The organism is Streptomyces sp. NPDC044921 (assembly GCF_056432865.1).
Genome location: NZ_JBWKIF010000018.1, coordinates 111675 through 131430 on the forward strand (window position 1 = coordinate 111675; position 19756 = coordinate 131430).

Sequence of the window (19756 nt, forward strand, 5' to 3'; positions counted from 1 at the left end):
GCCTGGAACCACCCACCGCTTTGCTGAGAGGCCGCGCATGCTCCGGGTACTGATGTTCCTCGTGCCGCTGGCACTGAGCGTGTACGCGTTCATCGACTGCATCAGCACCAAGGACGACGACATCCGTCACATGCCCAAGCCGCTGTGGGCGATCCTCGTGCTGCTGTTCCCGCTCGTCGGCTCGATCTCCTGGCTGATCGCCGGAAAGAAGCGCAGCCCGGCCGCCGAGGGCTGGTCCGGCGTCCGGAGCGCCCGCGCGCGGCAGCAGTGGGTCGCGCCGGACGACAACCCCGACTTCCTGAAGTCGCTCGACGACGAGAAGCGGGACGAGGATCCCAAGCGGGACGAGCCGTAGGGCTAGAGAGCGGCTGTGAACGCGGACCAGGCGGACCGGGTGACGACCAGGACCGGCCCGTCAGGGTTCTTGCTGTCGCGGACGGGGACGGTTTCGTCGTAACCGGGGGCTATTTCTATGCAGTTGCCGCCGTTGGCGTCGCTGTAGCTGCTCTTGACCCAGGTGAGCTCGTTCCGGTCCATGCTGCTCGTACCTCTCCATCGTCTCGCGGATGAGAGCGGCGGACTGGGAAGCCGACAGGGCGTCCGCCCTGAGCACATCATAGGTGTGGCTGTGCCTCGCGATGAGGGCTGGATTGTCGTTGAAATGGCCCTGGTCCAGCGATTCCGAGTAGACCCACTCGTGCCCGTCGGGAAGCCTGATGAGGGACATGGATCCGCTGGGGCGAAACAGGCCGAGGCGGCCCGCCGGGGCGACCTGGACGCGGATGTTGGGTCGCTTTCCGACGCTGAGCAAGTGCGCACACTGGTCCCGCATCACGGCCGAGCTGCCGATCATGTTGCGCAGGCAGCTCTCATCCAGGACGACGATGTAGAGCGGGCCCCCATCCGCCAAGAAGCGCTGCTGGCGGCTCAGTCGGGCACGCACTCGCTCCTCCACCTCCTCCCCGCTGACGAGCAAGGAGAACAACGCACGGGCGTAGTCCGCCGTCTGCAACAAGCCCGGCATGACACGCTCCTGGTACTCCCGGAGAGCGACCGCCTCCTCATCCATCTCGGCCCGCCGCCGGAACCAGTCGGGATGCTCCACCCGCGGATACCAGTCGATCCTGGTCCACAGTCGCGCCAACACCCCACCCGTGCCGAGGAGTTCGTCGCACGCCTTCGCGAAGGAGTCCTGCGGCACCCGCGTACCGGCCTCCACCCGCGCCACGTGCGAGCGGTCGCACGGGATCTGCCGCGCCAAACCCTCCTGCGTGAGCAGCGCCGCCTCCCGGAAGTGCCGCAGCACCTCGCCGAACACGGCCGCCGTGCTCGCCCCCGACTCCGTCCCGCCGTTCCGTCGGCTCACGGCATCCCCTCCGTGACAGTGCACCGGTGTCACACGCCAAGCATTGAAGCGAGCCATTCCCGTGCGCAACGCTCAATACACCCAGAGTGACGGAGGTGCGCGAAATGGAACCGGGAACGCTCGTCTACGACCCGCGGACGAACAGGGTCGGCGAGTACCAGGACAGGATCGGCCCGTACGTGATGCTGCGCCCGGTCGGCGGCGGCCGGGAGTGGCAGGCGGATGCGGCGCGGGTCCGGGAGGCGACCCCGGACGAACGACTCAGCGCGGGCGTGCGCGCGGCCAACGACCGTTCCAGGGAAGGGCTGTCGGCTGATCCGAACCGGCCTCCGCTGCCGGTGCGGGGCTGCGCGGTGTGCGAGGAGCTGTCCGTCCGGCGGGACCGGGCCCGGGCGGTGTTCGACGCGAGTGCCGTGACGGACGCGAACGTGCTGCTGCGCCAGCACCAACGGGAGGAGCACGGCGGGGAGTCACCGGCGCGCAGGGTCTTCCGGTACGTGCCGTACACGATCGTGCAGGACCCGTCCGCCCTGCCCGAGTACCAGGCGTACTGCGTCTCGGGCGAGGACGCGGACTGCGGGGCGAGTTCGGGGCCGTGCCGGGCGCCCGGCGAGGTGGAGGAGTGGCAGCGCAGGCACACGCAGGAGACCCGGCACCTGCGCTACCGCCGCAGCTTCGCCGACTACGCGGTGCTGGAACGGCAGGGCGGCTGAACCGGGGCCGGGCTCAGGAGCCGCCGGTCAGCTTCCGCAGCGCGGGCGGGAGGTCCTCGACGGACTCGGCGACGACGAGGCGGTACGCGTCGGTGCCCTCGGCGACCGCGACCGCGACGGCGGGGTCCACACCCCGCACGGCGAACGCGGTCGTCGGGACCGGCTCCTCCCCGTCGTCGCCGTCGCCGGGTGTGTCGTCGCAGGCCGGGCGGGTGGCGGGGCCGAGCGACCGGCCGAGGGGCACGTCGGTCTCGTCCCGGCCGAGGTAGGTGCGCCCGTCGTACTCGACGACGTAGGCGCAGGAGGGCGCCGGCCGCGCGCCGCCGTCCGGGGACGGGGGCGCGCAGCCCGCGCTCAGCGGGGCGAGGACGGCCGCCACCGGCAGCGACCACCTCGGCCAGGACACCTTCATCGGTACGCCTCCCCCTGGAGCCCGCGCTCCGTCACGACGGTTACGCGACGAAGACGCGTGAGGAGCCGGAAACGTTCAGGTGCCGGGGGCGTTCAGGTGCCCGAGACGTTCAGGTGCCGGGTGCGCCCTGCGCCATGAGCTGCCCGCCGCCCGCGCCGCCCACCGGGCCGAGGTCGATCAGCCAGTCGGAGGCGCGGGCGACGTCGGTGTTGTGCTCGATGGTGACGACCGAGTGCCCGGCGTCGACCAGGCGCTGGAGGACGTCGAGGAGGCGGGCGGTGTCGGCGGAGTGCAGACCGGTCGTCGGTTCGTCGAGGAGGTACAGCGCGCGGCCCGTCGTGCGCCGGCCCAGTTCCTTCGCGAGTTTCAGGCGCTGGGCCTCGCCGCCGGAGAGGGTGGTGGCGGGCTGGCCGAGCGGGAGGTAGCCCAGGCCGACGTCCGCCATGCGGCGCAGCCGGGCGGCGATCGGCGGCACGTCGCGGAACACGGTCAGGGCCTCGTCGACCGTCGCGCGGAGCACCTCGGCGATGTCGTGGCCCTCGTGGCGGACCGACAGCACCTCCGGCCGGAAGCGGCGGCCCTGGCAGGTGGGGCAGCGGACTTCCACCGCCGGGAGGAAGTGCATGCGCACGGTGAGGACGCCCGCGCCCTCGCAGCGTTCGCAGCGGCCCCCGGGCACGTTGAAGGAGAAGTGCCCGGCGGTGAGGGCGCCCCGGCTGCGGGCGGCGAAGAGCTCGCGGATCGGGGTGAAGACGTCCGAGTAGGTCGCCGCGTTGGAGCGCGGGAGGCGGCTGACCGGCTCCTGGTCGATGAGGACGGCCTTGGACAGGTGCTCCCAGCCGTCGATGCCGTCGTGCTCGGCGGGCGGGTCCCCGGCCCGGTCGAAGTGCCGCCGGGCGGCCCGGCCGAGGATGTCCAGCAGCAGCGTCGACTTGCCCGAGCCGGACGGGCCGGTGATCGTCACCAGGCGGCGCAGCGGGATCCGTACCGTCAGGTCCTTGAGGTTGTGGGCGCGTGCCCCGCGGATCACGACGGCCGTGTCGCTGTCGCCGCGCCGGCGCGAACCCGGCACGGACAGGCGCCCGGACAGGTACGCGCCGGTCACCGAGCCCTCGGTGCGGGCGACCTCCTCGGGGGTGCCGGCGGCGACGATTCGGCCGCCGTCACGGCCCGCGCCCGGGCCGACGTCGACCACGTGGTCCGCGGCGCGCAGCACCTCCAGGTCGTGCTCGATGACCAGCACGGTGTTGCCGAGGTCGCGCAGGCGGCGCAGGACGCCGACCAGGCGGGCGGTGTCCGAGGGGTGCAGGCCGATGGTCGGTTCGTCGAGGACGTACAGGACACCGGTCAGGCCGGAGCCGAGCAGGGCGGCCAGGCGCAGCCGCTGCGTCTCCCCGGCCGAGAGGCTGGGTGTGGCCTGGCCGAGGGTGAGGTAGCCGACCCCGACGTCCACCAGGCGCCGCACCCGCTCCTCCAGGTCGGCCACGACCGGCTCGACGAGCAGCCACTCGTCGCCGGTGGTCCGCTCCCGCAGGCCGGCGAGCCAGGTGCCGAGGTCGGCCAGCGGGAGCCGCGCGGCCTCCACGATGGTGAGGCCGTGCACGGTCACCGCCCGGCTCTCCGGCCGCAGCCGCGTTCCGCCGCACTCCGCGCACGGCTGCCTCACCAGGCCCTGCTGCTCGGCCCGTTCGCGGTAGTCGGGGTCGTCGGCGCGCTCGTCGTAACGGCGCAGCAGTGCCGTCGCGACCCCTTCGAAACGGCCCGCCGACACCGTCCTCGGCGGTTCGGTGCCGGGGAAGTGGCGCCGGACTCGGGGCTTTCGACGCCGTACAGCAGCAGGTCCCGCTCCGGCGCGCTCAGGTCGCCGGCCGGCCGGTCCGTGTCGAAGGGAAGGCCGTAGTGGGCGGCGGCGGCGCGCAGCACGGGCAGGGCCCACTGGGTGTACTTGGCGTTCCAGCCCCGTACCGCCCCGTCGGCGACCGACCGGCCGCCGTCGACCAGGCGCCGCACGTCGGGGCGGATGACCTCGCCGAGGCCGGTGCAGGCCGGGCAGGCACCGGCGGGCTTGTTGAAGGAGAAGGAGCCCATGACGAGGTCGGGCACGAGGGTGCCGCAGTGCGGGCAGGGCCGCTGCTCGGCCTCGGCGTCCTCGTCGGGTTCGGTGCCGTCGGCGTACGAGGGCGGGATGCCCTGCCCGCAGCCCGGGCACGGCCGTACGCCGACGCGCGACCACAGCAGGCGCAGGTAGGTGAACACCTCGGTGACCGTGCCGACCGTGGAGCGGGGGCTGCGGTTGGTGTGGTGCTGGTCGACGCTGATGGACGGGGACAGGCCGGTGATCGAGTCGACGGCGGGCTTGCTGACGAGGCCGGTGACCATGCCCAGCGACTCCAGGTACTGCCGCTGGCCCTCCCGGTGGAGGGTGTCGAAGGCGAGGGTGGACTTGCCGGAGCCGGACAGGCCGGTCATGACGACCAGCTGGTTCTTCGGCAGGGAGAGGGAGACGTTCTTGAGGTTGTTCAGACGCGCACCGGTGACGTGAATCCAGGAGTCCATTCCTTCAAGTGTTCCATTGATGTCCGACGTTGAGACTTTCGAGCCGCAGGCGGGACCCCTCTTGCCGTAACCTTCAAACCGATGAAGAACGACCGCCGCCTCCGTCCCGTCGACCTGGCCCGCCTGGCCGGCGTCTCGACGCAGCAGATCCGCAACTACGAACAGGCCGGGGTGCTCCCTCCGGCGGCGCGGACCGCGTCCGGTTACCGCGTCTTCGGCGAGGCGCACCGCCGGGCCCTGCTCGCCTACCGGGCCCTGCTGCGGGGGTACGGCCCGGTGACGTCGACGGCGATCATGCGCGCGGTCCACGACGGGGACGTCCCGGGTGCGCTCGCCCTGGTCGACGCCGCGCACGCCGCGCTGCACGAGGAACGGGTCTCCCTGCGGGCGGCGAGCGAGGCCCTGGAACTGCTGGCACGGGAGCCCCCGGCCCCGCTCCCCCGCTCCGGCGGCCTGCGCATCGGCGAGGTGGCCGCGCTGCTGGGCGTCCGCACGTCCGCCCTGCGCGTCTGGGAGACCGCCGGCCTGCTCACCCCGTCCCGCGAACGCTCCACGGGCTACCGCGTCTACGAGCCGACCGACGTCCGCGACGCCCGCCTGGTGCACACCCTGCGCCGCAGCCACTACCTGTTCGACCAGATCAGACCGGTCCTGGAGGGCCTGCGCCGGGAGGGCAGCAGCGAGGCCCTGCGGGCGGCGATCACCACCCGCGGCGAAACCTTGACGACCCGGACGCGGGGGATGATCGAGGGGGCGGGGGCGTTGCACGCCTACCTGGACCGGCCCACCGGCTCCGAGGACGCCTGACCGGGCCCCGCCGGACGCCGTCTCCACTGCCGGTGAGGAAGCGGTGGAGGTGGTCGACCGCCACGGCCAAGGCGTTCCAGACGCTGGCTGACATCTGATGCGGGTCAATCTTGAAATCGTCCCCTGCGAGGGCGGTGCCAGGCTCGACTTGCCACTGCTCGGAGTCGGACCGGTGAGACTCGCGCAGAGCTCGTCACACGATCACGGGCGGGCCTTCTCGAGGCGTCTCCTCGACGACGTGGCGGAGCTCGCCCAGACCCTTGATGTCGCGGCGCCCTTGCGGGAGACAGGGCACTGCAACACGGTTGCCAGACTGCTCGCCGGACTGGGCTCAGATGGGGATCTCGGTGATGTCAGGGCGTAACGGAGAGGCTAGCGAGGTGCCGCGAGTACGTCCCGGAGTACGTCCGCGAGCGTGACGCGGGCCAGCTCGTGTCTCACGGTCTCCTCGATGCCCTCGTAGATGCTCTGCATGGCCGGCTGGATGCCGTGACCCACCACGCATCCCTGGTCCGGGGTGGTGCGGTGCATCGCGAACAGCGGGCCGGGTTCCACTGCCTCGTACACGTCGAGCAGGGTCATCGACTCCAGCTCGCGTGCCAGCGACCAGCCCGCGCCCACGCCGCGCCGGGACTCCACGAGCCCGGCCCTGCGCAGCTCGCCGAGCAGCCGTCTGATCACCACGGGGTTGGTGTTCACGCTGGTCGCGATCTGCTCGGAGGTGGCGACCTCATGGCCCTGGCGCTGGTAGAGGCCGATCCAGGCCAGCGCGTGGGCAGCGATGGTCAGCCTGCTGTTGGCGCTCACGGGCTCCTCCTCTCGGTCACCACGCCTCATGTTACGGCAGTCGTAACAGTGAATGTTGCGACAGCCTGTCGTAACCATTAACGTTGCGACTGCCGGAGAGGATCAATCAACGAGGTGAGAAGAATGAGCAAACCACTCACGGGCAAGGTCGCCCTGGTCACGGGGGGATCGCGCGGACTGGGAGCCGCGACCGTACGGCTCCTGGCCGAGCAAGGCGCCGACGTCGCCTTCACCTACGTCAGCTCCGAGCAGCAGGCGCAGGCCGTCGTCGAGGAGGTGCACGGCAAGGGGGCAAAGGCCGTCGCCTTCAAGTCCGACCAGGCGGACACGAGCCGGGCGCCGGCGCTGATCGACGACGTGGTCGCGCACTTCGGCGGCCTGGACATCCTCGTCAACAACGCGGCGATCTCCGTGGCCGGCACGGTGGACGACCCGGACGCCGACACCGCCGCACTGGACCGGATGCACGCCACCAACTACCTCGGCGTGATCGCCGTCATCCGGGCCGCATCCCGAGTGCTGCGCACGGGCGGCCGCATCATCACGGTGAGTTCCGGACTGGGTTCCCGGGTCGGCATCCCGGGCGTTGCCGACTACTCGGCGACCAAGTCAGGCATCGAGAGGTACACCATGGGGGTCGCACGGGACCTCGGGCCCCGCGACATCACGGCCAACGTCGTGGAAGCCGGGCTGATGGACAACGGCATGCAACCGCCGGACCCCGACACCCTCAAGGCCCTGCTCAGCTCGCTGTCCCTGCAACGCACGGGGCACCCCGACGAAATCGCCGCGGCGATCGCCTTCCTGGCGAGCCCCGCCGCGTCGTACGTCACGGGCGCGGTGCTGGACGCCCACGGCGGCTACAACGCCTGAACCCGAACGTCCGGCCCTGCCCGACCTGCGAGGCGCGCTGCGTGGAACGCCGGTGAACGACGGTCACCGAACGGGCGAAGCGGGTGAGGAAGGTCGCCTCCTCCCATCGCGGTGTCACCGCCGCCGACCACCACGATGTCGCGGTCCCGGAAGAAGAAGCCGTCGCAGGTGGCACCCCAGGACACGCCCCGGCCGGAGAGCTCGTCCTCCCTGGGCAGGCCGAGCCTGCGGTAGCCGGAGCCGGTCGCCACGATCACCGCCTTCGCGCGGTGCACCGTGCCCGCCGTGTCGGTGACGGTCTTGATGTCCCCGGTGAGGTCGACGGCGACGATGTCGTCGTCGACCATCTCGGCGCGAACCTCTCGGCCTGGGCGCGCATGTTCGTCATCAGACCCGGGCCGTCCATGCCCTCGGGGAAGCCGGGGAAGTTCTCGACCCCGGTCGTCGTGTGAGCGCGCCGCCCACGAAGATCGCACCGCCGAACACGAGCGGCTTGAGTCCGGCGCGGCCGGTGTAGAGGGCGGCTGTGTATCCGGCGGGGCCGGAGCCGATGACCTCGCGTACGCCGGTGCCGCTCACCGAGGTCACGCCTCCCGCTTGGCGTCGATCTCGGCGATGAGCGCCTCGACGCGGGTCTTGATCTCGTCGCGGATCGGGCGGACGGCCTCGACGCCCTTGCCCGCCGGGTCTTCAAGGGCCCAGTCGAGGTACTTCTTGCCGGGGAAGACGGGGCAGGCGTCGCCGCAGCCCATGGTGATGACGTAGTCGGACGCCTGGACGGCCTCGGTGGTCAGGATCTTCGGCTTGGCGTCGGCGATGTCGACGCCGACTTCTTTCATGGCCTCGACGGCAGAGGGGTTGACCTGGTCGCCCGGGACGGAGCCGGCGGAGCGGACCTCGATCCGGTCGCCCGCGAGGTGCTGGAGGAATCCGGCGGCCATCTGGGAGCGGCCGGCGTTGTGGACGCAGACGAACAGCACGGAGGCGAGCGGGCTGGAGGACATCGGTTCTTCCTTCGTCAGTGATCCATACGGTGGTGCGGGGCGCGGATTCAGCTGCTCGGCAGGGAGGCGAGCAGTTCGGTGATGTGGGCGTCGAGCTCGTCGCGGATGCCGCGGACCATGGCGATCGGGGCACCCTCGGGGTCGGTGACGGGCCAGTCGAGGTAGCGGCGGCCGGGCAGGACGGGGCAGGCGTCCCCGCATCCCATGGTGATGACGATGTCGGCGGCCTGCACGACCTCGTCGGTCAGTGGCTTGGGGAACGCGTCGCTGAGGTCCACGCCGGCCTCGGTGAGCACCTGGGTGACGACCGGATCGACCTCGGCGGCCGGGAGCGCGCCCGCGGACGAAACGACCACGTGTCCGCCCGCGCGGTGCGCGAGGAGGGCTGCTGCCATCTGCGAACGGCCGGCGTTGTGGCCGCAGACAAACAGCACGCGGGGCAGGCCGCAGTCGGGCACCCCCTGCACGTGTGCCAGCGCGTCCAGCCGCTCAGTGGCCAGGTGCTCGGCCAGTACGACCAGGTGGGTGCGGACACGAGCGTGCTCGGCCAGCCGTTCGAAGGAGTCGGTGACGAGGCGCTGGATGGTCTCCGGGGCGAAGCGCCCGCGGTAGCGCAGGGCGAGTCGGGCGATGCCCGACGCGAGGCGCTCATCGGGCAGGACGGGGGGCGGGGATGCGGTCACGGGAACCCCCTTCGGGGCAGAGGGGCGCGGGTCCCCAGGCGTCAGCCCCGGCTGGTATCAGCTCGGAGTGATGTGAGAGTATCAGTCCATGATGACGTCAGTCGACACTGACCTGATCCGGGTGCTGGCCGACCCGCTCAGGCTCCGGATCGTGACCCTGCTGGCCCGCGAGACGCTGTGCACCACGCACCTCGTCGAGGAGACCGGCGCCCGGCAGACCAATCTCTCCAACCACCTCAGGGTCCTGCGCGAGGCCGGGGTCGTGGAGACCGAGCCGTGCGGGCGCTTCACCTACTACAAGCTCCGCCCCGACGTCATCGCCAAGCTCGCCGGGCAGTTCGCCGACCTGGCCGAGCAGGCCCGTACCGCCGCCGACAACAAGAGGGCCTGCCCGTGACCTCCACCGAGCCCACCACCTCCGCTCCGGCCGGGGCGGGGGACGACTCGATCGTCAAGAAGCTCTCCACCCTTGACCGCTACCTCGCGGTGTGGATCCTCATCGCCATGGCCGTCGGCCTGGGGCTCGGGCGACTGATCCCCGGACTGAACGACGCGCTGGCGAAGGTGGAGGTCGGCGGCGTCTCCCTGCCCATCGCCCTCGGCCTGCTGATCATGATGTATCCGGTCCTGGCCAAGGTCCGCTACGACAAGCTGGACACCGTCACCGGCGACCGCAAACTGATGATCTCCTCCCTGGTCGTCAACTGGATCCTCGGACCCGCGGTGATGTTCGCCCTGGCGTGGATCTTCCTGCCGGACCTGCCCGAGTACCGCACCGGTCTGATCATCGTCGGTCTGGCCCGCTGCATCGCCATGGTCATCATCTGGAACGACCTGGCCTGCGGCGACCGTGAGGCCGCTGCCGTACTGGTGGCGCTCAACTCGGTGTTCCAGGTGATCGCGTTCGGTCTGCTGGGCTGGTTCTACCTCGACCTGCTGCCCGGGTGGCTCGGGCTCGGTGACGGGGAGCACCTGGACATCTCGATGTGGGAGATCGCCTTCAACGTGGTCGTCTTCCTGGGGGTCCCGCTGCTGGCCGGTTTCCTGACCCGCCGGGTCGGCGAGAAGAAGATGGGCCGCGAGGGCTACGAGTCCCGCTTCCTGCCGAGGATCGGCCCCTGGGCGCTGTACGGGCTGCTGTTCACGATCGTGATCCTCTTCGCCCTGCAGGGCAAGACCATCACCTCCCAGCCGCTGGACGTCGCCCGCATCGCGCTGCCGCTGCTGGTGTACTTCGCGGTCATGTTCTTCGGCACCTTCCTCCTCGGCAAGAGCCTGGGGCTGGCCTACGACCGGACCACGACCCTGGCGTTCACCGCGGCGGGCAACAACTTCGAGCTGGCCATCGCGGTCGCCATCGCCACCTTCGACGTCACCTCCGGCCAGGCCCTGTCCGGCGTCGTCGGACCGCTGATCGAAGTCCCGGTGCTGATCGGCCTCGTCTACGTCGCGCTCGCCTGGCGTAAAAAGTTCACTGACGACGCGGTGACGACGGCGCCGTGACGCAGCACACGGATGTGGTGGTGGTCGGTGGTGGTCAGGCAGGGCTCGCCGCCGGCTACCACCTCCGTCGCCAGGGCATCGACTTCACCGTTCCAGACGCCGAACCGGCGCCGGGCGGGGCCTGGCAGCACATGTGGGACTCGCTGCGCCTGTTCTCCCCGGCCGACCACTCCTCCCTGCCCGGCCGGCCCATGCCCGTACAGCCCGGCGAGACCTACCCCGACGCCGGTCACGTGGTGGACTACCTGACCGACTACGAGAAGCGCTACGACCTGCCCGTCCAGCACGGCACCCGAGTGGACGCCGTGCACCGCGACGGCGACCGGCTCCTGGTAGAGGCCGACTCCGGCCGCTGGCGGGCCCGGGCGGTCATCAGCGCCACCGGCACCTGGTCGCGGCCCCTCGTCCCCGCCGTCCCCGGCAGCAGCGACTTCACCGGGCGGCAGTTGCACACCGTGAACTACCGCCGCCCAGGCGACTTCGCCGGACAGCACGTCCTCGTGATCGGCGGAGGAAACTCCGGCGCCCCGATCGCGGCCGACCTCGCCCTTTCCTCAAGGCTCTGGCGAGCGAGACCCGCCAACTGGTCATGCAGCAGTTCGCCGGGGCTCGCGAGTTGACCGTCGGAGAGATCGCCGAGCGATGCGGCCTCAAGCCGTCAACCGCCTCCGAGCACCTGAGTCTGCTGCGTCGTGGCGGTCTGGTCCTCTCCCGCAAGGAGGGCAAGCAGGTTTTCTACCGCGCCGACGGTGCCACCATGGCCCATCGCCTGGACGCCCTCAAGGAGTACCTGCTGCGCTGCTGCCCGCCCGGCTGCGGCGCCTGACCGCGGAGCCGGTTCCTGGCGGCGGTCAGCCGCGCAGGTCGAGCATGGCCGCCATGGCCGCCACTACGGACGGGGCGACCTGGTAGTAGACCCAGGTGCCGCGCCGCTCGGAGGTCAGCAGTCCGGCCTCGCGCAGCTTCTTGAGGTGGTGGGAGACGGTCGGCTGGGAGACGCCGACGTCGGCGATGTCGCACACGCACGCCTCGCCGCCCGGGTGGGAGGCGATCTTGGAGAACAGCCGCAGGCGCACCGGGTCGGAGAGTGCCTTGAACATGGCGGCCATCTTCTCCGCGTCCGCCGGGGACAGCTCCCCGGCGGTGATCGGCGGGCAGCACGGCACGACGTCGCCGTCCTGCAGGACGGGCAAACCCACGACCTCTGATTTCGACATGCGTCTATGTTGACACTCGTCGATACGGGTGGCAAGCTCCGAGGTGACAGGGACATCGACAAGCATCGAAACAAGGGGTCGTCGTGACCACCATCTCCGTACCGTTCTCACCGCGGCCCGGGTCCGCCGCACCACCCGCCACCTGGCCGGAGTCAGCTTCTGCGACGGCTGCGCCCAGGTCAGCGACAGCGCCTCCCGCGTGGCAGAACGTCGGCGGCACGCCCAGATGACCGCCTTCACCCACGCGCGCTGACCCCTTCATCCCCAGAGGAGACCGAGCATCATGAGCACCCAGCAGCTCCCCGTCATCGTCGTCGGGGCCGGCCCCGCCGGACTGGCCGCAGCCACCCACCTCATCGAGCGCGGCATCGAGCCCCTCGTCCTGGAAGCGGGCGACAAGGCCGGCGCGGCCGTGCGTGAGTGGAGCCACGTGCGGCTGTTCTCCACCTGGGGTGAGGTCGTCGACCCGGCCGCCGAGAAGCTCCTGGCCCCCACCGGCTGGACCCGGCCCGACCCGGCGACGTACCCGTCCGGCGGCGACTGGGCCGAACAGTACCTGCAGCCACTCGCCGACACCCTCGGCGACAAGGTCCGCACCAGAGCCACCGTCACCGGTGTCTCCCGCGCGGGCCGCGACCGGATCGTCGACGCCGACCGGGAACAGCAGCCCTTCGTCGTGCACGTCGAGTACGCCGACGGCCGCGAGGAGCGCATCCTCGCCCGCGCGGTGATCGACGCCTCCGGTACCTGGGCCACGACCGGTCCGGCCGGCGGCAGCGGCCTGCCCGCGCTCGGGGAGAAGGCGGCGGCCGACCGGATCACCTACCGCGTGCCCGACCTGAAGAACCCGGCCGTCCGTGCCCGGTACGCGGGCAGGCGCACGGCCGTCATCGGTTCGGGCGCCTCCGCGTTCACCGCGCTCGCGTACCTCGACGAGCTGGCCGAGTCCGAGGACGGTGGGGGAACGCACGCGGTGTGGGTCCTGCGCCGGGGCATCTCAGGCTCCACCTTCGGCGGCGGCACCGCCGACCAGCTCCCCGCCCGCGGCGCCCTCGGCCTCGCGGCGAAGGCCGCTGTCGACAAGGGGCACGCGGACGCGGTCACCGGCTTCCGCACCGAGGCGTTCGAACGCGACGCCGACGGACGCCTGGTCCTGGTGGGCGAGGACGGCCGCCGCCTGGAGCCCGTGGACGAGGTGATCGTGCTCACCGGCTTCCGTCCCGACCTGTCCTTCCTCTCCGAAATCCGCCTGCACCTCGACGAGCGCCTCCAAGCACCTGTGGAACTCGCCCCGTTGATCGACCCCAACCAGCACTCCTGCGGCACCGTCTACCCCCACGGCCACCGCGAGCTCTCCCATCCCGAGCAGGGCATCTACCTGGTCGGCATGAAGTCCTACGGCCGCGCCCCCACCTTCCTGGCCATGACCGGGTACGAGCAGGTCCGCTCCGTCGCCGCGGCCATCGCCGGCGACCTCGAATCCGCCGACCGCGTCGAACTCACCCTCCCCGAGACCGGCGTCTGCGGCGGCGCGGGCCTCTTCGACACCCCCGACGCTCAGCAGACCGACGGCGGCGGCTGCTGCGCCGCACCGGAACCCCAGCTCGTTCAGCTCGCCGCGCCCGCGGCAGTGAGCACCGCTGCCGAGGACGCTTCGGCGGGCGGCTGCTGCGGCTCGTGACCGGCCTCAACACCCGCGACAGCGGGGCCGCGACCGGAACAGGGGACCGGTCGCGGCCCCGCGCCGCTCTACCCGCCCTCTGTCTGAAGCGGGGGCATGTGCGGCTCGGGCAGCGCCCAGCAAGAGCACCAATGTGCCCTGGCCGCCTGACGGCCCCTCCCCGGCACGCAAAAGGGCGAGGCCCGAAGACCCCGCCCGACTCCTACGAAACCCCAGCTCAGGGCCACACCAAGCAATAAGGCTGATGCCCCGCCTCGTGCAGCCGATGGCTGAAGTCCTGCCACTCGTGCAGCAGTTGGTACACGTTGAACGCGTCCCGCGGGCCGCCCCGGTCCGGGACCGTCGACCAGATGAAGGCCGCCGCTCCGACCGCCTCCTCGCCGATGCCGCGCAGCGGGTCGACGACCGTCATGGGGAGCTTGACGACCGCGTAGTCGGGGTGCAGGACGACCAGTTCCAGGGGCGGGACCTTGTGCAGGGGGACGCCCTCGATGCCCGTGAGGACCATCGCGGCCATGGTCTCCGGCTTGATCTTCGTGAACATGCCGTTCATGCCCAGCTCGTCGCCGCCGAGTTCCTCGGGACGCATCGAGATCGGGACGCGGGCCGCCGTGGCGCCGTCGGGCGCGCCGAAGTACTTGTACGTCACCCCCACCCGACCACCATTCCCGCTCCCGGCCCGAAGATCGTCCACTCGCCGTTCAGTACGTCCGTCGAGGCGCTCCGGTTCACCCGGCCGACCCTGGGCCCGAGGTGTCTCCTGCGTGTCCTCCGCTTCGCGCCGGTGCCTTCCCCGCCGGGCACGTCGAGGACCCAGGTCATCAGTCCCCTCGCCCAGTCCGCCACCGCGATGCATATCTCCACCCGACTGCTTTTCCAGAACGCGTCGCCCCCGCCGCGCAACCCGATCATCGTGTCAGTGACCTCCCCCACGGCCGCCCGCCGAAACGTGCGCTGAAACATCTGTCCGCAGGATCTTCGCAGCCTCCGACCAGCGTGGGGCCGCTCGAGCTGTGTGTATCAGGTCCCAGTCTCGCAGACCACAGGGGCCCGGGGTCCGGTTGTCCCGCGCCCTCGCTCCCGGAGCCCTGGCCTACCCTGAACAGGTCACTGGCACCCGGAGCCCGACTACGTCGGAGAAGGTCGGAGAAGTCGCAGGTCATGAGTGAACTGGCATATCCGTATGAAGCACCGGCCTCGCAGGCTCTGTTCGACCGCGCGGCGGCCGTCACGCCCGGCGGCGTGAACTCCCCGGTCCGGGCCTTCCGGGCCGTCGGCGGCACCCCCCGGTTCATGGTGTCCGGCACGGGCCCGTACCTGACGGACGCCGACGGGCGGGAGTACGTGGACCTGGTGTGCTCCTGGGGTCCCATGATCCTCGGGCACGCGCACCCGGAGGTGATCGCCGCCGTGCAGGACGCCGTCGCCCGCGGCACGTCCTTCGGCACGCCCGGCGAGGGCGAGGTCGCGCTCGCCGAGGAGATGGTCGCCCGGGTCGCGCCGCTGGAGCAGGTGCGGCTGGTGTCCAGCGGGACCGAGGCGACCATGTCCGCGATCCGGCTCGCGCGGGGGTTCACCCGGCGGACGAAGGTGGTCAAGTTCGCGGGCTGCTACCACGGGCACGTCGACTCGCTGCTCGCCGCGGCCGGCAGCGGCGTGGCCACCTTCGCGCTGCCCGACACCCCGGGCGTCACCGGCGCCCAGGCCGGCGACACCATCGTCCTGCCCTACAACGACCTCGACGCCGTCCGCGCGGCCTTCCGGGCCCACCCGGGCGAGATCGCCTGCGTGATCACCGAGGCCTCGCCGGGCAACATGGGCGTCGTCCCGCCCGCCGAGGGGTTCAACCAGGGTCTGAAGGACATCTGCTCCGAGAACGGCGCGCTGTACATCTCCGACGAGGTCATGACCGGCTTCCGGACCAGCCGCGCCGGCTGGTTCGGGGTCGACGGCGTGGTCCCGGACCTGATGACCTTCGGCAAGGTGATGGGCGGCGGCTTCCCGGCCGCGGCCTTCGGCGGCCGCGCGGACGTGATGGCCCACCTCGCCCCGGCCGGGCCGGTCTACCAGGCCGGCACCCTCTCCGGGAACCCCGTCGCGACCGCCGCCGGGCTGGCCCAGCTCAGGCTCCTCGACGACGCGGCGTACGCGAAGGTCGACGCGGTGTCGCGGGAGATCCAGGGGCTCGTCACCGAGGCCCTGGCCAAGGAAGGCGTGGCGCACCGGCTGCAGACCGCCTCCAACATGTTCTCGGTGTTCTTCACCGACCGGCCCGTGCGCAACTACGAGGACGCCAAGGCGCAGGAGTCGTTCCGCTTCACCGCGTTCTTCCACTCGCTGCTCGCGAACGGCGTGTACCTGCCGCCGTCGTCCTTCGAGTCGTGGTTCGTGTCCACCGCGCACGACGAGCGGGCCGTGCAGAAGATCGCCGACGCCCTCCCGGCGGCGGCCCGCGCCGCGGCGGAGGCGACGGCATGAGCGACGCGACGAGCCCCCAGAGCGACAAGAGCACGAACAGCGGCAAGGGCAGCAAGAGCGACGACGACATCACCGTCGTCCACCTCATGCGGCACGGCGAGGTCGCCAACCCGGACGGCATCCTCTACGGCCGGCTGCCCGGCTACCACCTGTCCGAGCTCGGCCGCCGCATGGCCGACCGGGTCGCCGAGCACCTGGCGCCCCGGGACGTGACCTACGTCGTCGCCTCGCCGCTGGAGCGCGCGCAGGAGACGGCCGAGCCGATCGCCAAGGCGCACGGGCTGGACCTGGCGACGGACGAGCGGCTGATCGAGGCGGAGAACATCTTCCAGGGCAAGACGTTCGGCGTCGGGGACGGGGCGCTGCGCAAGCCCGGCAACTGGCGGCACCTGGTCAACCCGTTCCGGCCGTCCTGGGGCGAGCCGTACGTGGACCAGGTCGTGCGCATGATGAGCGCGCTGGGCGCGGCGAAGGACAGGGCGCGCGGGCACGAGGCGGTGGTGGTCAGCCACCAGCTGCCCATCTGGATCGTGCGGTCCTACGTCGAGCGGCGGCGGCTGTGGCACGACCCGCGCAGGCGGCAGTGCACGCTCGCCTCGCTGACGACCTTCACGTACCAGGGCGACCGGATCGTCTCCGTGGGCTACAGCGAGCCGGCCCGCGACCTCGTCCCGGCGCACCTCCTCGCGGGGGCGAAGCCGGTGAAGGGCAAGGACAAGGCGTTCGGCGCCTAGGCGGACCGATCGCGAGCGAGGGCCTGCCCAAGACGGGCTCTGACCCTTTGCGATCGTTTTTGACTCCTTCGTTACGGAATCTGCAAATTTTTCCGGAACCTCCCCGACCGTCACGTCCTCTGACTGGGTGACCACCAGAGAACGTGACGGATCGGGGAAGCAATGCGCCCTTACTCCCGCAGGGGAATGCTCTCAATCGGCGCGGGAGCCGCCGCCGCTGTCTCGCTCGCCGGGTGCGCCGGCCTCACGGGGTCGGACGACGCGAGCCACGCCGACGGTTCCGGCGGTGACAGCGCGCGGGGCCGGTCGAAGCCCGAGCCCACCGCCCGCCCCATCGGCGACGGCTCCACCGCCTACACCGGCAAGCAGCCGCACCAGCCCGCGAAGCCGGAGCCCCTTCAGCCGGGCCAGGCGCCCCCGCAGTTCGTCGTGTTCTCCTGGGACGGCGCAGGCGAGGTCGGCAACGGCCTCTTCCCGCGCTTCCTGGACCTGGCCAAGGAGCACGGCGCGAGCATGACCTTCTTCCTGTCCGGGCTGTACCTGCTGCCCGAGTCGAAGAAGCGCCTGTACGACCCGCCGAACAACCCGCGCGGCGCCTCCGACATCGGCTACCTCACCGACGCGCACATCAAGGACACCCTGAAGAACGTCCGCCGCGCCTGGCTGGAGGGCCACGAGATCGGCACGCACTTCAACGGCCACTTCTGCGGCGATTCCCACGGCTCGGTCAAGCACTGGACGCCCCGGCAGTGGCGCAGCGAGATCGACCAGGCGAAGTCCTTCGTGAAGGAGTGGCGCACCAACACCGGCTGGACGGACCTGCCCGCGCTGCCGTTCGACTACGACAAGGAGCTCGTCGGCGGCCGCACGCCCTGCCTGCTCGGCCAGGACAACCTGCTGCCCACCGCCCGCGCGCTGGGCTGGCGCTACGACGCCTCCTCCCCGGGCGGTCGCCAGGTCTGGCCCGTGAAGCGGCGGGGCATCTGGGACCTGCCCCTGCAGCAGATACCGTTCCCCGGCCGCCGCTTCGAGGTCCTGTCGATGGACTACAACATGCTGGCCAACCAGTCGCTGAACTCCACGAAGGCCCCCGCGCACAACTACCCGGGCTGGCGCGAGCAGGCGGCGCAGGCGTACATCCAGGGATTCAAGCGGGCATACAAGACAAACCGGGCACCGCTCTTCATCGGCAACCACTTCGAGCAGTGGAACGGCGGCATCTACATGGACGCCGTCGAGGAGGCCTTCAAGCACATCGCCCGCGCCAAGGAAAAGGGCGGCGATGTGCGTCTCGTCTCTTTCCGGCAGTACGTCGACTGGATGGACGCGCAGCGGCCCGAGGTGCTCGCGAAGCTGCGGACCCTCGATGTCGGCCAGCAGCCGGCGGGCGGCTGGCGGGAGTTCCTGAAGTCAACCCCCACGAACTCGGGCTCTCCCTCCTCGAACGCCGCCTGAAATGCGGTTTTCCGCCCGCAAGGGGGGCGGGCGAGATCCCCGGAACGGACATGCGAAACTTTTCACATGAGTGCCGCCAGCCACGCCCCCCTGCGCTCGAACCGCACCCGTAGCCGCGCCGTCCTGCTCGCCGCCGGTGCCGCGGCCGCCGCGCTGACCCTGTCCGCGTGCAGCTCCGGCGGGACGTCGGGCGGGGGCGGCGACACCAACTTCGTCCTGGGCAAGGACGGCATCGCCACCGCGGACAAGGGCGAACGCGCGGACGCCCCCGACCTGTCCGGCAAGACCGTCGACGGCAAGCAGCTGGACGTCGACGACTACAAGGGCAAGGTCGTCGTCGTCAACGTCTGGGGCTCCTGGTGCCCGCCCTGCCGCGCCGAGGCCCCCGGCTTCCAGAAGGTCTCCGAGGACCTGAAGGACGAGGGCGTCCAGTTCGTCGGCATCAACACCCGCGACACCAGCACCGGCCCGGCCCTCGCCTTCGAGGAGGCCTACGGGGTGACGTACCCGAGCCTGTACGACCCGACGGGCAAGCTGATGCTCCGCTTCGAGCGCGGCACCCTCAACCCGCAGGCGATCCCCTCCACGCTCGTCTTCGACCGGGAGGGGAAGATCGCCGCCCGCTCGCTGCAGGCGCTGAGCGAGGAGAAGCTGCGCAAGATGATCGCCCCGGTCCTCGCGGAGAAGTGACGTGACCTCCGCAGTCACCACGCTCGCGGCGACGGGCTACAACGGCACGGTGCTCAACGGCGCCCTGCTGGCGGCCCTGCCCATCGCGCTGCTCGGCGGACTGGTCTCCTTCTTCTCCCCCTGCGTCCTGCCGCTCGTCCCCGGCTACCTCTCCTACGTGACCGGCGTCACCGGCACCGACCTGGCCGAGGCCCGGCGCGGCCGGATGGTCGCGGGGGCCTCCCTGTTCGTGCTCGGCTTCACCGCCGTCTTCGTCTCCTCCGGGGCGCTGTTCGGCTACTTCGGCGAGACGCTCCAGGCCAACCGGGACGTGCTGTCCAAGGTCCTCGGCGGGCTCATGGTCCTCATGGGCGTGTTCTTCATGGGGCTGATGCCCTGGATGACGCAGCGCGAGTTCCGCTTCCACAAGCGGCCGGTGACCGGCCTGGCCGGGGCACCGCTGCTGGGCGCGCTGTTCGGCATCGGCTGGACGCCCTGCATCGGCCCCACCCTCGCCTCGGTGCTGGCGCTCTCGTCCAACCAGGGCAGCGCGGGCCGCGGCGCCATACTGACGGTGGCGTACTGCCTCGGCCTCGGGGTGCCCTTCGTGCTCGCCGCGGTCGCCTTCCGCAAGGCGCTGGGCGCCTTCGGCTGGGTCAAGCGCCACTACGTCTGGGTGATGCGGATCGGCGGCAGCATGATGATCGTCACCGGTCTGCTGCTGCTGACCGGCGCCTGGGACGTCATCGTGCAGGACATGCAGTCCTGGTCCAACGGCTTCACTGTGGGGATCTGATC

At 71.1% G+C, this 19756-nt stretch carries 21 protein-coding genes and 3 pseudogenes; 14 read left to right on the forward strand and 10 right to left on the reverse strand.

Annotated features, from left to right (window positions below):
* The first annotated feature begins 37 nt into the window (after positions 1–37).
* Positions 38–355 (forward strand): PLD nuclease N-terminal domain-containing protein, encoded by a 318-nt coding sequence (locus AC07DA_RS26310; protein WP_479130660.1) that lies wholly within the window; start codon positions 38–40, stop codon positions 353–355.
* Positions 356–357: 2 nt separating this feature from the next.
* Here AC07DA_RS26310 and AC07DA_RS26315 read toward each other — a convergent pair whose 3' ends face one another.
* Positions 358–468: a DUF397 domain-containing protein gene (locus tag AC07DA_RS26315; RefSeq protein ID WP_479130724.1), complete on the reverse strand. Its 111-nt coding sequence runs from the start codon at positions 466–468 to the stop codon at positions 358–360.
* On the reverse strand, positions 416–1366 hold the full coding sequence (locus AC07DA_RS26320; RefSeq protein ID WP_479130661.1) for a helix-turn-helix domain-containing protein: 951 nt from the start codon (positions 1364–1366) through the stop codon (positions 416–418). Before AC07DA_RS26320 ends, AC07DA_RS26315 begins: the two co-directional genes overlap by 53 nt.
* Before the next feature lie 104 nt (positions 1367–1470).
* Here AC07DA_RS26320 and AC07DA_RS26325 point away from each other — a divergent pair, with 104 nt between their 5' ends.
* Positions 1471–2079: a DUF7848 domain-containing protein gene (locus AC07DA_RS26325; RefSeq protein ID WP_479130662.1), complete on the forward strand. Its 609-nt coding sequence runs from the start codon at positions 1471–1473 to the stop codon at positions 2077–2079.
* A 13-nt stretch (positions 2080–2092) separates the two neighbouring features.
* On the opposite strand, the gene AC07DA_RS26330 is transcribed toward AC07DA_RS26325, so the two are convergent.
* Both AC07DA_RS26330 and uvrA read right to left on the reverse strand, forming a co-directional pair.
* A complete protein-coding gene (locus AC07DA_RS26330) occupies positions 2093–2491 on the reverse strand; it encodes a DUF6281 family protein (protein ID WP_479130663.1) in 399 nt (132 codons plus the stop codon).
* Between the two features lie 109 nt (positions 2492–2600).
* Positions 2601–5047: pseudogene (gene uvrA, locus AC07DA_RS26335) on the reverse strand (excinuclease ABC subunit UvrA).
* 81 nt (positions 5048–5128) lie between these two features.
* Between uvrA and AC07DA_RS26340 the strand changes: the two are divergent.
* A complete protein-coding gene (locus AC07DA_RS26340) occupies positions 5129–5854 on the forward strand; it encodes a MerR family transcriptional regulator (RefSeq protein ID WP_479130664.1) in 726 nt (241 codons plus the stop codon).
* A 372-nt stretch (positions 5855–6226) separates the two neighbouring features.
* Here the strand turns inward: AC07DA_RS26340 and AC07DA_RS26345 are convergent, their stop codons facing one another.
* Entirely contained in the window at positions 6227–6661 is a 435-nt protein-coding gene (locus tag AC07DA_RS26345) for an Rrf2 family transcriptional regulator (protein ID WP_479130665.1), read from the reverse strand.
* A gap of 123 nt (positions 6662–6784) precedes the next feature.
* Between AC07DA_RS26345 and AC07DA_RS26350 the strand changes: the two genes are divergently transcribed.
* A complete protein-coding gene (locus AC07DA_RS26350) occupies positions 6785–7534 on the forward strand; it encodes an SDR family NAD(P)-dependent oxidoreductase (RefSeq protein WP_479130666.1) in 750 nt (249 codons plus the stop codon).
* A gap of 4 nt (positions 7535–7538) precedes the next feature.
* Here AC07DA_RS26350 and AC07DA_RS26355 read toward each other — a convergent pair.
* The 3 genes and pseudogenes from AC07DA_RS26355 to AC07DA_RS26365 form a co-directional block, all read right to left on the reverse strand.
* Positions 7539–8113: pseudogene (locus tag AC07DA_RS26355) on the reverse strand (NAD(P)/FAD-dependent oxidoreductase); the annotation flags it as partial.
* Between the two features lie 5 nt (positions 8114–8118).
* Positions 8119–8538: an arsenate reductase ArsC gene (locus tag AC07DA_RS26360; protein ID WP_479130668.1), complete on the reverse strand. Its 420-nt coding sequence runs from the start codon at positions 8536–8538 to the stop codon at positions 8119–8121.
* A 47-nt stretch (positions 8539–8585) separates the two neighbouring features.
* Positions 8586–9221, reverse strand: coding sequence for an arsenate reductase ArsC (locus AC07DA_RS26365; protein ID WP_479130669.1), 636 nt, complete (start codon positions 9219–9221; stop codon positions 8586–8588).
* Between the two features lie 88 nt (positions 9222–9309).
* Here AC07DA_RS26365 and AC07DA_RS26370 point away from each other — a divergent pair, with 88 nt between their 5' ends.
* From AC07DA_RS26370 to AC07DA_RS26385, 4 genes and pseudogenes are all read left to right on the forward strand, one after another.
* Complete coding sequence (locus AC07DA_RS26370; protein ID WP_479130670.1) at positions 9310–9618, forward strand: ArsR/SmtB family transcription factor; 309 nt, start codon at positions 9310–9312, stop codon at positions 9616–9618.
* The gene (gene arsB / locus AC07DA_RS26375) at positions 9615–10724 is read left to right on the forward strand and encodes an ACR3 family arsenite efflux transporter (protein WP_479130671.1); all 1110 of its coding nucleotides are present in this window, start codon (positions 9615–9617) and stop codon (positions 10722–10724) included. The genes AC07DA_RS26370 and arsB overlap by 4 nt, the downstream gene beginning before the upstream one ends.
* A pseudogene (locus AC07DA_RS26380) lies at positions 10721–11279 on the forward strand (FAD-dependent oxidoreductase); the annotation flags it as partial. The gene arsB and the pseudogene AC07DA_RS26380, both read left to right, overlap by 4 nt.
* Positions 11280–11313: 34 nt before the next feature.
* Entirely contained in the window at positions 11314–11550 is a 237-nt protein-coding gene (locus AC07DA_RS26385) for an ArsR/SmtB family transcription factor (protein WP_479130672.1), read from the forward strand.
* Positions 11551–11575: 25 nt separating this feature from the next.
* Here the strand turns inward: AC07DA_RS26385 and AC07DA_RS26390 are convergent, their stop codons facing one another.
* Entirely contained in the window at positions 11576–11941 is a 366-nt protein-coding gene (locus AC07DA_RS26390) for an ArsR/SmtB family transcription factor (RefSeq protein ID WP_473870467.1), read from the reverse strand.
* A 283-nt stretch (positions 11942–12224) separates the two neighbouring features.
* On the opposite strand from AC07DA_RS26390, the gene AC07DA_RS26395 reads away from it, so the two are divergent.
* Complete coding sequence (locus tag AC07DA_RS26395) at positions 12225–13622, forward strand: NAD(P)-binding domain-containing protein (protein ID WP_479130673.1); 1398 nt, start codon at positions 12225–12227, stop codon at positions 13620–13622.
* A 217-nt stretch (positions 13623–13839) separates the two neighbouring features.
* On the opposite strand, the gene AC07DA_RS26400 is transcribed toward AC07DA_RS26395, so the two are convergent.
* On the reverse strand, positions 13840–14478 hold the full coding sequence (locus AC07DA_RS26400; protein WP_479130674.1) for a hypothetical protein: 639 nt from the start codon (positions 14476–14478) through the stop codon (positions 13840–13842).
* A gap of 305 nt (positions 14479–14783) precedes the next feature.
* Here AC07DA_RS26400 and hemL point away from each other — a divergent pair, with 305 nt between their 5' ends.
* The 5 genes from hemL (at position 14784) to AC07DA_RS26425 (ending at position 19754) form a co-directional block, all read left to right on the forward strand.
* Positions 14784–16100, forward strand: a complete 1317-nt coding sequence (gene hemL / locus AC07DA_RS26405) for a glutamate-1-semialdehyde 2,1-aminomutase (protein WP_479130675.1) — start codon at positions 14784–14786, stop codon at positions 16098–16100.
* The gene (locus tag AC07DA_RS26410) at positions 16097–16834 is read left to right on the forward strand and encodes a histidine phosphatase family protein (RefSeq protein ID WP_479130676.1); all 738 of its coding nucleotides are present in this window, start codon (positions 16097–16099) and stop codon (positions 16832–16834) included. Before hemL ends, AC07DA_RS26410 begins: the two co-directional genes overlap by 4 nt.
* Positions 16835–16996: 162 nt before the next feature.
* On the forward strand, positions 16997–18289 hold the full coding sequence (locus tag AC07DA_RS26415; RefSeq protein ID WP_479130677.1) for a polysaccharide deacetylase family protein: 1293 nt from the start codon (positions 16997–16999) through the stop codon (positions 18287–18289).
* Positions 18290–18355: 66 nt separating this feature from the next.
* Positions 18356–18979, forward strand: a complete 624-nt coding sequence (locus AC07DA_RS26420) for a TlpA family protein disulfide reductase (RefSeq protein ID WP_479130678.1) — start codon at positions 18356–18358, stop codon at positions 18977–18979.
* A gap of 1 nt (position 18980) precedes the next feature.
* Complete coding sequence (locus AC07DA_RS26425; protein WP_479130679.1) at positions 18981–19754, forward strand: cytochrome c biogenesis CcdA family protein; 774 nt, start codon at positions 18981–18983, stop codon at positions 19752–19754.
* The last annotated feature ends 2 nt before the right edge of the window (positions 19755–19756 follow it).

What these genes read in the sequence shown, in the direction of transcription:
- AC07DA_RS26340 (WP_479130664.1), top strand. Translation starts at nt 5,129, where the DNA reads ATGAAGAACGACCGCCGCCTCCGTCCCGTCGACCTGGCCCGCCTGGCC.
- AC07DA_RS26395 (WP_479130673.1), top strand. Translation starts at nt 12,225, where the DNA reads ATGAGCACCCAGCAGCTCCCCGTCATCGTCGTCGGGGCCGGCCCCGCC.
- AC07DA_RS26370 (WP_479130670.1), top strand. Translation starts at nt 9,310, where the DNA reads ATGATGACGTCAGTCGACACTGACCTGATCCGGGTGCTGGCCGACCCG.
- AC07DA_RS26400 (WP_479130674.1), bottom strand. Translation starts at nt 14,478, where the DNA reads ATGCATCGCGGTGGCGGACTGGGCGAGGGGACTGATGACCTGGGTCCT.
- AC07DA_RS26310 (WP_479130660.1), top strand. Translation starts at nt 38, where the DNA reads ATGCTCCGGGTACTGATGTTCCTCGTGCCGCTGGCACTGAGCGTGTAC.
- AC07DA_RS26325 (WP_479130662.1), top strand. Translation starts at nt 1,471, where the DNA reads ATGGAACCGGGAACGCTCGTCTACGACCCGCGGACGAACAGGGTCGGC.
- AC07DA_RS26410 (WP_479130676.1), top strand. Translation starts at nt 16,097, where the DNA reads ATGAGCGACGCGACGAGCCCCCAGAGCGACAAGAGCACGAACAGCGGC.
- AC07DA_RS26420 (WP_479130678.1), top strand. Translation starts at nt 18,356, where the DNA reads ATGAGTGCCGCCAGCCACGCCCCCCTGCGCTCGAACCGCACCCGTAGC.
- AC07DA_RS26360 (WP_479130668.1), bottom strand. Translation starts at nt 8,538, where the DNA reads ATGTCCTCCAGCCCGCTCGCCTCCGTGCTGTTCGTCTGCGTCCACAAC.
- AC07DA_RS26415 (WP_479130677.1), top strand. Translation starts at nt 16,997, where the DNA reads ATGCGCCCTTACTCCCGCAGGGGAATGCTCTCAATCGGCGCGGGAGCC.
- AC07DA_RS26385 (WP_479130672.1), top strand. Translation starts at nt 11,314, where the DNA reads ATGCAGCAGTTCGCCGGGGCTCGCGAGTTGACCGTCGGAGAGATCGCC.
- AC07DA_RS26390 (WP_473870467.1), bottom strand. Translation starts at nt 11,941, where the DNA reads ATGTCGAAATCAGAGGTCGTGGGTTTGCCCGTCCTGCAGGACGGCGAC.
- hemL (WP_479130675.1), top strand. Translation starts at nt 14,784, where the DNA reads ATGAGTGAACTGGCATATCCGTATGAAGCACCGGCCTCGCAGGCTCTG.
- AC07DA_RS26350 (WP_479130666.1), top strand. Translation starts at nt 6,785, where the DNA reads ATGAGCAAACCACTCACGGGCAAGGTCGCCCTGGTCACGGGGGGATCG.
- AC07DA_RS26330 (WP_479130663.1), bottom strand. Translation starts at nt 2,491, where the DNA reads ATGAAGGTGTCCTGGCCGAGGTGGTCGCTGCCGGTGGCGGCCGTCCTC.